Consider the following 16,685-nt stretch of genomic DNA (forward strand, 5'->3'; position numbering starts at 1 on the left):
TCCAATCACCGGTTTTAGGATGGGGATACGGAAGCTATGTGGAGGGGTATCTTCGATCAGAAGTTTCGCCTTTCTCCTATGAGATGCAGTTTTTTGCCCTGATGATGAAAATAGGTATTGTCGGCATGGGAATCTGGTTGGTCTTATTCGGTGCTCAGGTCATTTTGCAGATACGGCGTGGAATAAAGCACAAAAACCGTATATCCACATGGGCATTTTTGACTGTCAGTATGGCTGTCTGTGTACAGACAAATCCGCTTTTGATTTGTTTTACCGGTATGTCTATTATCATTTTGATATCGTTACTTAGTGTGCAGAATGTGAGTGATGGAATGGGTGAGGCGGTAAGTGTTTATGAATAAAAAAGATTTTTCGGTTTCAGTAGCCATGGCTGCTTATAATGGAGAGCATTATATAGAAGCTCAGATTCAGTCTATTTTATCCCAGTTACGACCGGAGGATGAACTTGTTATTTCTCTTGATCCTTCATCTGACAGAACGGAAGAAATCATTCGTTCTTTTGCCGGGAAAGATATGAGAGTGCGTCTTGTCCGTGGTCAGGGTAAGGGGCTCATTTCAAATTTTGAGAATGCGATCCGGCATTGCAAAAAAGATATTTTGTTTTTGAGTGATCAGGATGATGTGTGGAAGGAAGGAAAGGTTGACAGTGTACTTGAATGTTTCCGGGATCCATCCGTCAGTGTGGTAATGCACGATGCACAGATCGTGGATGAAGAGGGTGTTTGCATAGAGCCTTCTTTTATGAAAAAAAGAGGCTGCCGTAAGGGAGTTCTACAAAACCTGATAAAGAATTCTTATATTGGCTGCTGTATGGCTTTCCGAAAAGAGATGCGAAAGTTTATCCTTCCCTTTCCAAAAGATCTGCCGATGCATGATCAGTGGATCGGTCTTGTCGGTGAGATTACAGGAAAAACAAAGATATTGGAGAAACCATTGATCTGTTACAGGAGACATGGTCATAATGCATCGGCGGACAGTCATGCCGGCTTTCGTCAGATGTTGACATGGCGCGTGTGTATTTTTCGGGATATATTGAAATTTGCAGTAAAATATAAGAGATATAAGGGGCGGAATAAGAAATGAAAATTTCTATTGCAATGACAACCTATAATGGTGAAGCCTACATTGAAAAACAGATCCGGTCACTTTTGCATCAGACAAGGATACCGGATGAAATTATTATCTGTGACGATGGTTCTTCAGATGCAACGATCGATATTCTTCAGAGGATACTGGCTGAAGAGGGGTGTTCTTTTTGCCGTATTATAAAAAATGAGAAGAATCTGGGATACAGAAAAAATTTTAAAAAGAGTATCGGTCTGACGACAGGCGATCTGATTTTTTTGAGTGATCAGGATGATATTTGGGAAAAAGAAAAATTAGAAAAGATAGAAACTGTATTTGAACATAATCCTCATATCACGGCACTTAATTCGGCTTTTATGCTGATTGACGGAGCCGATAAAGAAATTTCCTATAAAGAGCGAAAAGGATTTTTGAATCATGGGTTTATGAAGAAAACCGGCGGAAAGAATGCGCTCATACCGATCGAGTACGGTATGCTTCTAAGATATAATATTTCGCCGGGATGTACGATGGCTTTCAGAAGATGTGTGAAAGATATGTATTTAAAATCTACAAAAAGCATTTTGCCTCACGACTGGGAGATTAATCTTATATCCGGGATGAAGGGGGGATGTTATTTTCTGAACACACCTTTGATAAAATATCGTATTCATGGAAAGAATACGTTGGGAATGAGTACAGATGATCATCCGTCAGTTCTTGAGTTTAAGCAGGATATTGATTTCAGAAAAGCTTCAATCAAAGAAAAACTTGCACTCTTTTCAATTATGGACCGATGGCACAGACGATGCCGCATTGATGAAAAAGAGATGAAGGTTTATAATAAAATAAAGAGATTTGACCGGCTCAGGGCTCAGGCTGTTCTGAAGCATAAAAAGTGTGCGTGGATAGAGCTGTTTTTTATGACGTGCATGTTATGGGATGGAAAATACATTCGTTTTAAAAGTCTGTTCGGAGACTTGTTTTATACGATAAGGAGAGCAAGATAGTTATGGGAAGAATCATGAAAAATTTTATTTTTAATTCTTGTTCCCAATTGCTTTCAATTATTATTCCGCTGATTACGGCACCATACCTTTCCAGAGTACTTGGACCTTCAAATATAGGTATTGAGAGCTACATTAATGCCATGTCCCAGATATTTTATACCTTTGGCATGATCGGGCTGACAAATTATTCAACGAGAGAGATCGCTTATGTCCGTGATTCAAAGCATGAACGAAGTAAGGTATTCTGGGAGATGATGATCGATCGTGTGATCGTTTTCGGGATCACACTGGTCATTTTCCTGATTGTAGGACATTTTAATAAATATAGTTCTTTTTTCGTTATACAGATTGTTTGGCTTTTCGCTATGTTTTTTGATGTCTCCTGGTTTTTTATCGGTATGGAGATGTTTGGTCTTACGGTCTTGAGAAACTTTATTGTGCGTATGCTGACGATTATCTGTATTTTTGCTTTTATTAAGGATGCGGATGATTTTGTACTTTATATTATTTTGTGCGCCCTTTCTCAGTTGATCGGAACTTTAAGCATATTTCCTCAGCTGCGCCCATATATTGAGAGGGTTGAAGTTAAAGAGCTGAATTTAACGAAACATTTTATACCTTCGATTCGGGTATTTCTGCCTCAGTTTGCGAGTACGTTATATCTCCAGGTTGATAAAGTCATGATTGAGGCGATATGCATAGATACGAAGCAGATTGCTTACTACGGTCAGGCGGAAAAGCTGATCAAGGCACCGATTGCTCTGATTACAGCGGTAAGTTCTGTTATGATGCCTCGAATTGCCAATGAGTTTTCAAAAAATAATCTGGAGAAGATTAAGGGATATCTTGAGGTTACACTTAAGGGATTAATGCTCATGGCATGGCCGGTGGCTTTTGGTATGGCAGCGATTGCAGATAAGATGATTCCTTGGTATCTCGGTCCGGCTTTTGAACCGGCAATCATAGCGATGATAATTCTTGCACCGATCATTGTGGCTATTGCGGCGAGCAGTCTGTCGGCAAATCAGTATTTTCTTGCGACGAATCAGACAAAAATCATGACGATTTCGTATTCGGTCAGTGCCTGTCTGAACCTTTTGATCAATGCACTGTTCATTCCGAAATATGGATTCATAGGCGCGGCTATGGGAACAATTGCGGCGGAATATACCGTGTTTATTATGCAGTATTATGTCATGAATAAACAGATACGGATCATACCGGTTATGTTTCGGTCTTTAAAATATGGATTTCTTTCCGCAATCATGTTTGTCATCGTCTGGTTTGTCGGAAAGGACAGCAGTGCTTCAGTGTATACGACACTGATTCAGACCGGGGTAGGAGTGGTCGTATATGTGCTGTTATTGTGTGTAACAAGAGATGATCTTTTCTTTACAATTTTGAAAAATATAGTTTACAGGAGGGCAAAAAGATGAAAGGTATTATTCTTGCAGGAGGAAGCGGAACACGCCTTTATCCGTTGACAAAAGTAACTTCAAAACAGTTATTGCCGATTTATGATAAACCGATGATTTATTATCCGTTAGCTGTTCTTATGCGTGCCGGTATCCGGGAAATTCTTATTATATCCACTCCGGATGATACACCGCGTTTTGAATCCCTGCTTGGTGACGGACATGAATTCGGACTCGAAATATCTTATGCCGTTCAGCCGAGTCCGGATGGTCTTGCCCAGGCCTTTATTATCGGTGAAGCGTTTATTGGTCAGGATTCGGTGGCTATGATTCTCGGAGATAATATTTTCCATGGTCATGGGCTGGCAAAACGATTAAAAGCGGCTGCGTCAAAAACAAGCGGAGCTACAGTTTTTGGATACTATGTGGATGATCCGGAGCGGTTTGGCATCGTGGAATTTGATGAAAACGGAAAGGCGATCTCTATTGAAGAAAAGCCGGAACATCCGAAGTCAAATTATTGTGTGACCGGATTGTATTTTTACGACAACCGGGTGGTGGAATACGCAAAAAGTCTGAAGCCGTCGGACAGAGGCGAGCTTGAGATCACAGATCTGAACCGGATCTATCTGGAACAGGGAGAACTTGAAGTATCGCTTCTCGGTCAGGGATTTACATGGCTGGATACGGGTACACATGAATCTCTGGTGGATGCTACAAATTTTGTACGTACCATCGAGACACATCAGCACCGTAAGATTGCCTGCCTTGAAGAGATTGCCTACATAAAAGGATGGATTTCCAGAGAACAATTAGAGGCTATTTATGAGACATATAAAAAGAATCAGTATGGTGCTTATCTGAAAGATATTTTAGACGGTAAGTTTTTGGAAAAAGAGGAGTTTAATTATGACAGTAAAAGACACTAAAATTCCAGGGGTAAAGATCATTGAACCGGATTGTTTTGGTGACAGCAGAGGCTGGTTTATGGAGACCTACAGTACAGAAAAATATGCCCAATTAGGTATTCACAACGTTTTTGTTCAGGATAATCATTCCATGTCTTCGAAGAAGGGAACACTTCGGGGACTGCATTTTCAGAATAATCCGATGGCACAGGCGAAGCTGGTTCGGTGTACACGGGGAAAAGTGATTGATGTGGCCGTGGATCTTCGAAAAGGATCACCTACCTATAAGCAGTGGGTCAGTGTGGAATTGAGTGCAGAGAATAAACGCCAGTTTTATATACCGAGAGGATTTGCCCATGGATTTTTGACATTGACAGATGATGTGGAATTTGAATATAAAGTGGATAATCTGTATTCAAAAGAGCATGACAGAGGTATACGTTATGATGATCCGTCTATAGCTGTGGATTGGGGAACACTTTTAGAGGGCATGGAGCCGATTCTTTCTGAAAAGGATGTGAATGGCCCGCTTCTTGAAGAGAGTGATATAAATTTTGTGTATGAAGGAGAGTAAGTGTTTATGAAAATATTAGTAACCGGAGGTGCCGGGTTTATCGGCGGCAATTTTGTACATTATATGGTAAATAAATATCCGGAGGATATGATTGTCAACCTGGATCTTCTTACTTATGCAGGAAATCTGGAGACATTAAAGCCTGTAGAAGATAAACCGAATTATAAATTTGTCAAAGGGGATATTGCAGACCGGAAATTTATTTTTGATTTGTTTGAAAAAGAGAAGTTTGATGCGGTTGTCAATTTTGCTGCTGAATCCCATGTGGATCGAAGCATTGAGAATCCATCCATTTTTGTCGTGACCAATGTTCTCGGAACGACAACCCTTCTGGATGCATCGAAAGAGTTCGGTGTTAAACGATATCATCAGGTGTCGACAGATGAAGTTTACGGCGATCTTCCGCTGAATCGTCCGGATCTGTTCTTTACAGAAACGACACCGCTTCATACATCCAGTCCTTACAGCAGTTCAAAAGCAAGTGCGGATCTGTTTGTACTGGCATATCACAGAACTTTCGGGCTGCCTGTTACGATCAGCCGTTGTTCAAATAACTATGGACCGTATCATTTTCCTGAAAAACTGATTCCTCTGATGATTTCCAGAGCATTGGCAGATGAGGAACTTCCTGTTTATGGAACCGGGGAAAATGTGCGCGACTGGCTTCATGTGGAGGATCACTGTGCCGCGATCGATCTGATTTTAAGAAAGGGGCGCATCGGAGAAGTCTATAATGTGGGCGGACATAATGAGCGGACCAATCTTGAAGTTGTAAAGACGATTTTAAAGGCACTGAATAAACCGGAAAGTTTAATTAAGTATGTAAAAGATCGTCCGGGTCATGATATGCGCTATGCGATTGATCCGACAAAGCTGGAGACAGAGCTTGGATGGAAACCAAAATATAATTTTGATACAGGTATACAACAGACGATCGAATGGTATCTGAACAATAAAGAATGGTGGCAGAACATCATCAGCGGTGAGTATACAAATTATTTTGAAAAAATGTATGGTGATCGGTTATGAAAATATTAGTGACAGGTGTGAACGGTCAGCTCGGACACGATGTGGTTCTTGAAGGTGAGAGAAGAGGCATTGAGATGTTCGGGACAGATGTGGCATCAATGGATATATGTAACAGCGAGCAGGTCCGCGAGGTGATGACTTCGTCCAGACCGGATGCAGTGATTCATTGCGCGGCCTATACGGCTGTGGATGCGGCGGAAGATAATCAGGAATTATGCCGTCGTATTAATGTGGATGGTACACGTAATATTGCTTTGGTCTGCAAAGAGATGGATATTCCGATGATGTATTTTTCTACAGATTATGTCTTCGACGGTCAGGGAGAAAATTTTTGGAAGGAAGATGACGAAAAAGCGCCTTTAAATGTCTATGGACAGACAAAGTATGACGGAGAGCTGGCTGTTCAGGAGTTTGTAAAAAAATATTTTATTTTGCGTATTTCCTGGGTTTTTGGAATCAACGGAAATAATTTTATCAAAACGATGCTTCGGGTAGGTGCAGAACGGGGAGAAGTTTCTGTTGTAAGTGATCAGATCGGTTCACCGACATATACCTATGATCTGGCTAAGATTGTCATGGATATGATTTTATCCGATGCTTATGGAGTTTATCATGTGACGAATGACGGATTGTGCAGCTGGTATGAATTTGCCTGTGAAATCTTCAGACAGGCAGGTATGGATGTTAAAGTAAATCCTCTGTCTACAGGAGAATATCCTGCAAAGGCGGCAAGACCATATAATAGCCGTATGTCTAAAGAGAAGCTTAGAAAAGCTGGATTTTGCATGCTGCCGGATTGGCAGGATGCACTGAGAAGATATTTGTGTGAACTTGGCTAGGTTTACATCGGAATCGGAGGTAGTGTATGAACAGGTATGTATCGTGTATGAAAAAAAATGCCGCAGCCACGGCATCAGCAGTAACCTTCATACTGGCAGTCATACTTTATCATAAATATCTGATGGGTAATGCTCCGTACTTATATTCGGTTTCCGATGGATTTTCCCAGTTTTTGCCAATATATAAAGATTTTGTGGATATGCTGAAAGAAGGCAAAGGTATTTCCTTTTGGAATTTTTCTGTTGGCTTCGGGGCAGAGCAAAGTTATATAAAGTTTCTTTATCCGACCAACCTTTTGCCTATCTTGGCAGGTTACTTCCGGAATGAATCCGCAATGATGATCACTGCGGCCTGGATGCAGGTATTCAAGATGGTTCTGGCAACATTTTTTACAGTGATGTTTCTGAAAAAGCTAGAATTTCAGGATGAAGTATGCTGTGTGGCCGGTGTTATGTATGCACTTTGCGGCGTTTTGATTCTCAGGGGACATTGGTGGCTGCTTGGGGATGAATGTTATATTGCCATGTTTATTCTATGGGCAGCCGAATGTTATTATAGGGATAAGAAATGGCAGTGGATTCCTGTGTCCACTGCGGTTTTAGCCTGTGCTTTTGGATTATATTATCTTTATTTATATGGTTTGGAATTATTTGTCTATGCCACCGTGCGATATTTTTATGATAAACGTCCGGCGAGAGATTATTGGAGATTTATTTTGTCCTGCGGGGGACTTTATCTGATGGGAGTTTGCATTGCCGGCATGGTATTGTTCGATTATGGCAGATCTCTAATGGGTACTGCCCGGTACACAGCGACGAAAGGATATGCGGATCAGGCAGCAGCCGTAAAGATTGTGGACAAAGATGTACTTTTTTCCGGAATCGTATCATTATTTGATGTGAACACCAGTGGTGTATTCCAGAATTACACGGGAGCATTGAATTACCTTGAGCGGCCAATATTTTATTGTGGTCTTTTAGCATTTTTTCTTATTCCTCAAGCGGTGATTCTGAGTAAAAAGCGTACAAAGAAATTTATAATTGGAGGCATTATTGCCGCTGCAGCTTATATGATTTTTCCTGCAGTCACAGATATTATGAATATGTTTGTGAGAAATGAGGAATTGGGGATAAGATCCTATCGGATGTCCTCATTGTGGATCGTTATTTTTATGGTCATCATGTCAGCATACGGGTTGGAATGCGGTATTAAAAGGCGTGGCTTTCATAAAATCGGTGTGGTGATCACGGGGATTATGTGTATTGGGGTATACACTTTGTGTGTACGGAAAGCATCATTTTTTGGAATGACCATCGATTTTAATGTTACCAGATGGGTATTTTTGTTCCTGATTTTGTGGACGATTGTGCTGGTATTTTTTGGATGGCAGGGCAAAAGAAGAGATTTTTCAGCATGGAGCATGATCTTAGTCAGTCTGATCTGTATATTGGAGATGGGACATTCAGCGCGGACAACACTCAATGTCAGCGCTCAGTGTGCGAATCAATTTTATGACCAGATGAAGGCTGATCCATTGGGATATTACGGTGATCTATCTGAGGCGATTCACTATATTAAAGAGAAGGATGAAGGACTTTACCGGATCAGTGGTGTCCGCACGGCGTTGAATCCCTATTGTTCACCGCTATATTTTGGAATTTACGACAGCAGTTATTATACGAACATAAATAGTCCGACTTTTGAGTTTTTAAATGAAGTTTATCCCGAGTCATTTATAAATGATCTGGGTTCAAAATATTCGACGGGTGTAGGATCGGATGTGTATCTGTCTGCTGTGACAGGTTACAAATATTTGATGAGGGTTCATGGCTCTGAGGAAGCATGGCCGTATGGATATGAATACCTGGCATCTGTCGGAGATATTGATATATACGAAAATAAAGAAGTCCTGTCTTTTGGAATTTCTTATAAAAAATATATAAAAAAATCAAAATTTGAAAAATATAATGATGAGGAACAAAGAAAGCTTTTATTATTTTGTGCGGTACTTGAGGATGGGACGGATACCATATTAAAAGAAATATCGGATCAGGAGGCAGAAAGTTTGCTTTGTTTGGAAGATATGGAAGCCTACATGTCCTGTGTCAAAGAGAGACAAAAGGAAGCCTTTGTCGTGGATGCATGGAAAGAAGACAGAATCGAGGGTCAGGCTGATCTTGAGGAAGACCGGATCATGATTTTTTCCGTTCCGAATGTGAAAGGATGGAAGGTCTATGTAGACGGAGTTACTCAGGAAATAATGGAAGGAAACATTGGTTTTATGGCAATTGAGTTGACAGAAGGCAAGCATGTGATAGAATTGACATATCAACCGACGGCTTTTTGGTTCAGTGTTATGCTTTCAGCGGCAGCGATAGCGGCATATATAATTGCAGTGGCTATCTGTAAAAAGCATTCGAAAAAAGGGTAAGTACTTTTTACATCAAACATAATAAAATGAGTTATATTTGTAATAAACATTGGAGGATAAATGTATGATACAATTTAATATACCGCCATATACGGGAAGGGAAATGGACTATATTAAAGAAGCAATTGAGAAAAGAAAGATCTGTGGTGACGGAGAATTTACCAAAAGGTGCAATCAGTGGATCGAAAAACAATCAGGTACAACGAAGGCTTTACTTACCACCTCCTGTACACATGCAACAGAAATGGCAGCTATTTTATGCGGTATACAGCCGGGAGATGAGGTTATCATGCCATCATATACCTTTGTTTCTACGGCAGATGCATTTGTTCTTCGCGGTGCCAAAGCAGTTTTTGTAGATATTCGTCCGGATACGTTAAATATTGATGAAAAACTTATTGAGAATGCCGTTACAGAAAAAACAAAAGCGATCGTACCGGTCCATTATGCAGGGATATCTTGTGAGATGGATACGATTATGGATATTGCGCGCAAATACAATTTAAAAGTTGTTGAAGATGCGGCACAGGGTGTCATGTCTTATTATAAAGGTCAGGCTCTCGGAACAATCGGTGATTTTGGATGTTTAAGTTTCCATGAGACAAAGAATCTGAGCATGGGTGAGGGCGGTGCTCTTCTGATCAAAGATCAGGATATGATTGAAAAGGCGGAGATCGTCCGTGAAAAGGGAACGAATCGGAGTAAGTTTTTCCGCGGCCAGATTGATAAATATACATGGATCGATGCAGGTTCTTCTTATCTTCCAAGTGAATTGAACGCAGCTTATCTCTGGGCACAGATGGAGATGGCAAAGGATATTTATGATGATCGCATGAGCAGCTGGAATGCTTATTATGAAGGACTCAGAGATCTCCGGGATAAAGGTGTTCTTGAAATTCCTGTTGTTCCTGAGTCTTGTGTTCACAACGCACATATGTTTTATATAAAAGTTTCTGACCTTGAAGAACGTACAAAGATGATCGACTATTTGAAAGAGCATGATGTTAATGCGGTATTTCATTATATTCCGCTTCATACAGCGCCTGCAGGTGTTAAATACGGAGAATTCCGGGGTGAGGACAGGTATACAACAAAAGAGAGTGAACGTCTGATACGTCTGCCTTTATACTATGGATTGGGCAAAGATGTAGAGAAGGTCATTGATGCTGTCAGAAAATTTTATGATTAGCAGAAGGAATCTGGAGGAAATAGACAAATGAAAGGAAAAAGGTTACTTATTATTGCCGGAGGTACATGGCAGGTACCGCTTATTAAAAAAGCGAAGGAACTCGGGTTTGAAGTGGTGAATTCAAATCTGTATGAGGATTCTATAGGATTTCAATATGCAGATTTCGGTGAAGTTTCAGATGTAAAAGATAAGGATAAAAACCTTGAAATTGCCAAAAGATATCAGGTAGACGGTGTTATTACAGATCAGAGTGATATTGCCGTTCCAACGGTAGCTTATGTGGCAACAAAGCTTGGATTGCCTACAATTGGCGAAGATAAGGCCGCTTTATTTACGGATAAATTTCAGATGCGCGAATTTTGCAAGGCTCATGGGTTTCCTTATCCGGAATATAAACTCTGCTCAACTGCTGATGAGATCAAAGCGTTTCTTGAACGCACAGGTAAAACAATTATTATTAAACCAATCGATTCTCAATCCAGCAGGGGTGTACATGTGATTGAACATAGTGACAGGATCGAGGAACTTTTCGAGGATGCCAGACAATATTCCAAAGACGGTAAAAGTGTGATTGCAGAACGTTTTATACAGGGTACCGAATTTACGATTGATGGTATTGTGACTGAAAAAGGACATGTTTCTCTGGCTATATCTGAGAAGAAACATTTTGAATATAATGAGAGCATTGCGTCCGAACTGTTCTTTTCAAATGCAAACAGCAGATTTGACTATGATCTTTTACGGCGCACAAATAATGCACTTATTGATTCAGCTGAACTTCCTTTTGGTATTACACATGCAGAGTATAAGTTTGAAGACGGACAGTTCTACCTGATTGAGATGGCAGCAAGAGGCGGCGGAACAAAGATTGCATCAGATATTGTGCCGATCATGTCCGGGGTAGATAACTATGCCTGTTTATTAGACTTTGTTTCCGGCAAGGTTCAAGCAGCTGAGATTAAAGTTGATGAAGCACTTGTGAATCGTTGTGCTGTATTAAAATTTATTGACGTGAATTCTAAAGGACGTCCGGTTAAAGGAATCAGCGGGGTTGAAGATATTCGAAATAATGATCATGTCATTGATTTCGGACTGGAATTTGGTGTCGGTGATGTTGTAGGTGAGGCGGAGGATGACCGCTCACGTGTAGGCTATTATATTGCTTATGAGGAAAGTGAAGAAAAACTTCGATCATTAATGAAAGTCATTGAAGAGACATTAAAAGTAGATTTTTAAATTAATATAGGAAAGAGGCGTATGATGGATATCAGAGACAGTATTATTACAACTATAAGAAAAAACAGAATTTCAACGACAGAAGTAGCAGACTGTATGGGGAAGACCGGTGCAGTTAAAAATTGTCATGCAGTGAACCGGGGGCATTTTGCGGTAGGACCTGTAAGGTGGGTGTATGCCTATGATGAGACAAACTGGCCGGTCCATGAACAGGTGAGAGATGTCCAGGAAGGTGATATTGTCTTTATCGAGGCTTTTAATTGCGGTGACAGGGCGATTATCGGTGAGTTGGTGACAAAATTCATGGTTTTGTATCGTGGAGTTAATGCTGTTATTTCAAATTGTAATTTTCGTGATGGAAATGATATCATTAAACAAAATTATCCTGTATGGTGTAAAGGCTTTAATCCGGAGGGATGTTTTAATGTTCAGCCTTCAAAACCGTTGGATGAAAACATTCGAAGAGAACATATGGCATTGTATGACGGAGGTATAGCCGTCTGTGATGATACAGGTGTGGTCATCATTCCAAAGCAGCTTCATACAGAGGAATTTCTGGATAAACTGCATAAGATCGAAGATCAGGAAGACATCTGGTTTGAATGTCTTGACCATCGTAAGTGGGATACCTATGATATTGTGTGTTTAAAGAAATATTTATAATTAATGCAGATGAAGGAGAAAAGGGACATGGCAAAGAAAAAATGTGTGATGTTTGGTCTCACGACTTTTGCGCAGATGCTGCGGGTCTATATGGAAAGATATAGTGATGTTGAGGTAGAGGCGTATATTGTGGATGCACAGTATAAGAATAGCGATGAATTTGACGGTCTTCCGGTTGAAGCTTTTGAAAACATTGAGAAGGTTTATCCTGCAGATCAGTATTCGGTTATTATCGGCCTGGGCTACAGTAAGATGAATGATTTGAGAAAGCAGAAATTTCTTCAGGTTAAGGAGAAAGGATATGTGATTCAGGGATTCATTCATCCAAGCGTGATTGAAAGCATGAAGGAATGTGGCGAAGGGAATATTATTTTTGAAGGAGCTGTGCTGGGCTATAATGTCAAATTGGGTAATGGCAATATTATCTGGAATGGATGTAATATTTCACATGAGAGCGTGATCGGTGATTTTAATCATTTTTCAGCGGGAACAACGCTTGGAGGCAAAACAGTTGTTGAGAATAATTGCTTTTTCGGAATGAATTCTGTTATTCGTGGTCCAAAAACAGTAGCAGACTATACACTGGTAGGTGCAGGCTGCTATATCAGTGATAATACAGAGCCATATGGCGTTTATGTACCTGCAAGATCCGTTCATCTGGAAAATAAAAAGAGTACAGATATGATGTAAGAAAGATGGAGTTTGAATTGTGGAAAAGATAAAGGATAGCAGACGGGTAAGAAGGGTAATAAAAATCGTATTGATATGTGCTATTTTTCTATATCCCTTTTTACACACATTTATAGGTATTGATCTGGGAGATACGGGATATCACCTGTATGCCTTTGAAAATTTATATAAAACGCCGGAACTGATAGGATTTACAGCATATCTTACAACCGTGATCGGATGGGCCTGGCTGAAGATTTTTCCCGGGCTTGGACTTTGGGGATTAAATCTTCTTGAAGTGTTTGTAGAAATGCTGATGGTCTTTGTTGTGTACAAAACATTAAAAGCATATTTGGGAGAGATTCGTACACTGATCGGACTTCTGTTGGCAATCATAGCTTCAGATACGTATTTGAATATCTTTAACTATCATCAGTTTAATGTATTGCTCCTTGTTCTGATTTTATGTTTTGAATTTAAGGCGATTACAGCAGATAATATAAGATTCAGTGCGGTAAGCGGTCTTTTTTTTGCAACAGTTGTCTTTTCCCGCATGGGAAGTATTACGGCAATTGCTACATGCATGCTCTATGTATATTGGTATTTTGTAGAGGACAAAGACATTAAGTTTATTTTTAAGCATATTGGTATGTTTTTTGCAGGGGCAGCCGGGGCAAGCTGCATTTATTTAATACTGCTTAAAGCTACCGGTCAGCTTTCTTATTTTATGCAGAATATTTTAAGATTATTCGGTCTGGCCTCGGCAGACAGCGGCGGTTACAGCATGGATAATCTTATGGGAACTTTTATTAAAGGCAACTTATATTCTCTTGCATCCGGTGCCCTTTATTTTGCCGGATTTTTTGTGCTTCTTTTAGGGTTTGGAATGATTTTCAGAAAAAATGAGGTCATCAAAAAACGTATTGTCAGTATCGTGGCAGGTGCAGCGGCTGTTTTTATCGGAGTTTATATTTTTAAGTATTCCTACTATGTAAATGAAATACCTACTTGGCCTCAGATGACACCGGCGCCATCCTTTATTATTGGTATATTTTATGTCATTACATTTCTGGCGTTATGTTATCATTTATATGCCGAAGGCGGAAAAAAAGAACTTTCACTGATCGCTCTTATGAGTATTGGTCTCCCGCTTCTTACGATTGCCGGTTCAAACACGGGAACAAAGCATGTCATTCTTGGATTATGGATCATTGCACCCTTTGTTGTTTATGTGATCGGTGGATTGTTTATCAGTGAAACAGCCCGCGCAAAGTTTAATCGTTTGTATTCGATGATGGGGATAACGTTAAGCCGAACGGCCTGGATTTTTTCTTTCTGTCTTCTGATTGTATCATTTCTTGCAAGATATGCGGAGATGGCACATGATATGATCAATTTTGACAGTACGGACCGATCGCTTATTAACAGTCAGATTCACAGTCCAAAGTTAAAATATCTCTGGACAACCGAGCGTCAGGCAAATGCGGTAAACGGAGTTCTTTATGAACTTCAGAAAACCGGTGTGAACGATGACTATCCATTGATCGTATACGGCGGATCCATTATGTTTTATTATCTGACAGAGATGGATTCCTATGTACAGCCCTGGTTTACAAATGGTGTCTATGGCGGCGAGAAATTGATGGCAGATATGGCGGATGCCAAAGCGAAGTTTGAGAACCTTCCTGTCATTATTTATGGTCGGACGAATAACTACTGGGGATTTTATGAATTTGATTATGAAAAGCGAATCAATGAAATGTGCAGAAGTACATTCGGAGGAAAGCGGGATATTTTGCTCGAGTTTCTTGAAGAAAATAATTACAGCCTTCAGTATGTCAATGATTACTATGTTGTATTATATCCGGAAGATATAGCGGAGCACAAGGGTGAACCGTACAAAGGATATATTACAGGCGTTTGGGAGGAAGACAATGGAGAACAATAAAAAGAAAAACGGTCTGGCGATTTCAATCGCATTGTTTCTGGCAGTAGGACTGTATAGTTTTTCAGCGGTTTTCGGCAAGTTTTCAGCCTTTTATAAGGTTATGTCATGGCAGTGGATTTTATTATACGGATGTTCACTTGGAGTGCTGATGCTCTATTCCGTTATCTGGCAGCTTATTCTGGAGCGAATCTCATTGTCACAGGCTTATATGTCCAAAGGATTTTATTATGGATTCATTCTTCTGTGGTCTGCTCTGATTTTTCATGAGACGATCACATGGAATAAGATTCTTGGTGTTATTATTATTACAATAGGAATTGTGGTGGGTAAAAAAGAATGATCGTTGGCAGTATACTTGCCCTGACCAGTGTGATCATCGGGGCAATTTCTCAGATATTGTTAAAAACAGCAGCAAATACAAAAAGAGATACATTTTTAAAAAAATTTTTGAATTTTACAGTAATTGCAGCTTACGCTATGATGTTTGGCTCTTCTCTGTGCAGCATGTTTGCGCTTCGTCATTTGGAGCTGAATTTAATGCCGGTGTTTCAGGCAACGAGTTTTTTCTGGGTGTTGATTTTATCCCATTTTATTTTAAAAGAAAAAATAATGAAGCGTAATGTGGTTGGCATATGTATTATATTTTTTGGAATTATTATTTATCTGCTGTAAAAAATAGAAATATTGGATAAAGAGGGGTGGATCTATGAAAATTTCATTTGTTATACCATGCTATAATTCGGAAAAGAATATTCATGGTGTTCTTGAAGAGATTCGTAATGCAATGTCCGGAAGACCGGAAGTGGAATATGAAGTTGTTCTGGTCAATGATTGTTCAAAGGACCGCACAGCAGACATTATCAAAGAGATTGCACATGAGGATCCTCATGTGATTGCCGTGGATCTTGCAAAGAATGCAGGGCAGCCAAATGCACTTCTGGCAGGCTTTAATCATGTATCCGGAGATTATATTATGACATCGGATGATGACGGTCAGACACCGGTCGGCCGGGTTTTTGATTTTTTGGATGAAATTAATAAAGGTTATGATGTGGTATGTGCCCGTTATACGGAACGAAAACAACAGTCACTGTTTCGACGTATGGGTACGTGGGTGAATACAAAGATGTCGGACTGGCTGATCGAAAAGCCAAAAGGCACTTATATGGCTTCATTTTTTATGGCCCGCCGTTATATTATTGATGAGATGATCAAATATAAGCAGCCCTATCCTTATATTGCAGGTCTGATTCTTCGGACAACGCAGAATATCGGTAATATTGATATGGAGCAAAGGGAGAGAAGCAGTGGAAGCTCCGGCTATAGTATAAGTAAACTTTTGAAGCTTTGGGTTAACGGTTTCACTGCGTTTTCAATCAAACCTCTTAGAATATCGGCAGGGCTTGGGGCTGTAATGGGGGCGTCAGGTGCTCTGCTGGCATTTATCACAGGGCTTCGAAAGCTGATTGTTCCGGAAGGAAAAAGCAGCAGCTTTTTGATCTCAGTTAATTTAACCGTTGGTGGTTTGATTCTTCTTTTTATGGGAATGGTTGGAGAATATATTGGACGGATTTATATGTGTATCAATGAGACACCTCAGTATGTTGTCAAAGAAACTGTAGGTTATCATTCTAAAAAGTAGGAGGTATTTGATTCATGAAGAAATCGTTATTTGCATGGGTATTAG

17 protein-coding genes are annotated in these 16,685 nt (G+C 40.0%); all 17 read left to right on the plus strand.

Annotated elements, in window-relative coordinates; all coding sequences use genetic code 11:
• The coding region (locus QZZ35_RS04385; protein WP_442899870.1) for a hypothetical protein at window positions 1–362 on the plus strand (362 nt) is incomplete at its 5' end.
• The gene (locus QZZ35_RS04390) at window positions 355–1,104 is read left to right on the plus strand and encodes a glycosyltransferase family 2 protein (RefSeq protein WP_291236309.1); all 750 of its coding nucleotides are present in this window, start codon (window positions 355–357) and stop codon (window positions 1,102–1,104) included. The genes QZZ35_RS04385 and QZZ35_RS04390, both read left to right, overlap by 8 nt.
• On the plus strand, window positions 1,101–2,096 hold the full coding sequence (locus tag QZZ35_RS04395) for a glycosyltransferase (RefSeq protein ID WP_291236310.1): 996 nt from the start codon (window positions 1,101–1,103) through the stop codon (window positions 2,094–2,096). Before QZZ35_RS04390 ends, QZZ35_RS04395 begins: the two co-directional genes overlap by 4 nt.
• Window positions 2,097–2,098: 2 nt before the next feature.
• Window positions 2,099–3,532 (plus strand): flippase, encoded by a 1,434-nt coding sequence (locus QZZ35_RS04400; protein WP_291236311.1) that lies wholly within the window; start codon window positions 2,099–2,101, stop codon window positions 3,530–3,532.
• Window positions 3,529–4,440 (plus strand): glucose-1-phosphate thymidylyltransferase RfbA, encoded by a 912-nt coding sequence (gene rfbA, locus QZZ35_RS04405; protein WP_291234135.1) that lies wholly within the window; start codon window positions 3,529–3,531, stop codon window positions 4,438–4,440. The genes QZZ35_RS04400 and rfbA overlap by 4 nt, the downstream gene beginning before the upstream one ends.
• Window positions 4,421–4,993: a dTDP-4-dehydrorhamnose 3,5-epimerase gene (gene rfbC / locus QZZ35_RS04410; RefSeq protein WP_291236312.1), complete on the plus strand. Its 573-nt coding sequence runs from the start codon at window positions 4,421–4,423 to the stop codon at window positions 4,991–4,993. The genes rfbA and rfbC overlap by 20 nt, the downstream gene beginning before the upstream one ends.
• Before the next feature lie 6 nt (window positions 4,994–4,999).
• Entirely contained in the window at window positions 5,000–6,022 is a 1,023-nt protein-coding gene (rfbB, locus tag QZZ35_RS04415) for a dTDP-glucose 4,6-dehydratase (RefSeq protein ID WP_291236313.1), read from the plus strand.
• Window positions 6,019–6,861 (plus strand): dTDP-4-dehydrorhamnose reductase, encoded by an 843-nt coding sequence (gene rfbD / locus QZZ35_RS04420; protein WP_291236314.1) that lies wholly within the window; start codon window positions 6,019–6,021, stop codon window positions 6,859–6,861. The genes rfbB and rfbD overlap by 4 nt, the downstream gene beginning before the upstream one ends.
• A gap of 26 nt (window positions 6,862–6,887) precedes the next feature.
• Window positions 6,888–9,293, plus strand: a complete 2,406-nt coding sequence (locus tag QZZ35_RS04425) for a YfhO family protein (RefSeq protein WP_291236315.1) — start codon at window positions 6,888–6,890, stop codon at window positions 9,291–9,293.
• Window positions 9,294–9,357: 64 nt separating this feature from the next.
• Window positions 9,358–10,482 carry a dTDP-4-amino-4,6-dideoxygalactose transaminase gene (rffA, locus tag QZZ35_RS04430; RefSeq protein WP_291234130.1) on the plus strand — a complete coding sequence of 375 codons (1,125 nt, stop codon included), beginning with the start codon at window positions 9,358–9,360 and terminating at the stop codon, window positions 10,480–10,482.
• A 27-nt stretch (window positions 10,483–10,509) separates the two neighbouring features.
• Window positions 10,510–11,718, plus strand: coding sequence for an ATP-grasp domain-containing protein (locus tag QZZ35_RS04435; RefSeq protein WP_291236316.1), 1,209 nt, complete (start codon window positions 10,510–10,512; stop codon window positions 11,716–11,718).
• 21 nt (window positions 11,719–11,739) lie between these two features.
• Entirely contained in the window at window positions 11,740–12,381 is a 642-nt protein-coding gene (locus QZZ35_RS04440) for an RraA family protein (protein WP_291236317.1), read from the plus strand.
• A 27-nt stretch (window positions 12,382–12,408) separates the two neighbouring features.
• Window positions 12,409–13,071 carry an acetyltransferase gene (locus tag QZZ35_RS04445; RefSeq protein WP_291236318.1) on the plus strand — a complete coding sequence of 221 codons (663 nt, stop codon included), beginning with the start codon at window positions 12,409–12,411 and terminating at the stop codon, window positions 13,069–13,071.
• Window positions 13,072–13,090: 19 nt separating this feature from the next.
• Entirely contained in the window at window positions 13,091–14,998 is a 1,908-nt protein-coding gene (locus tag QZZ35_RS04450) for a glycosyltransferase family 39 protein (RefSeq protein ID WP_291236319.1), read from the plus strand.
• Window positions 14,985–15,338 (plus strand): EamA family transporter, encoded by a 354-nt coding sequence (locus QZZ35_RS04455; RefSeq protein ID WP_291236320.1) that lies wholly within the window; start codon window positions 14,985–14,987, stop codon window positions 15,336–15,338. Before QZZ35_RS04450 ends, QZZ35_RS04455 begins: the two co-directional genes overlap by 14 nt.
• A complete protein-coding gene (locus QZZ35_RS04460) occupies window positions 15,335–15,670 on the plus strand; it encodes an EamA family transporter (protein ID WP_291234124.1) in 336 nt (111 codons plus the stop codon). The genes QZZ35_RS04455 and QZZ35_RS04460 overlap by 4 nt, the downstream gene beginning before the upstream one ends.
• Window positions 15,671–15,704: 34 nt before the next feature.
• Window positions 15,705–16,640, plus strand: coding sequence for a glycosyltransferase family 2 protein (locus tag QZZ35_RS04465; RefSeq protein ID WP_291236321.1), 936 nt, complete (start codon window positions 15,705–15,707; stop codon window positions 16,638–16,640).
• Window positions 16,641–16,685 lie beyond the last annotated feature (45 nt).

Origin of the sequence: Frisingicoccus sp., assembly GCA_016298055.1 — a bacterium.
Lineage (GTDB): Bacteria > Bacillota > Clostridia > Lachnospirales > Lachnospiraceae > Frisingicoccus.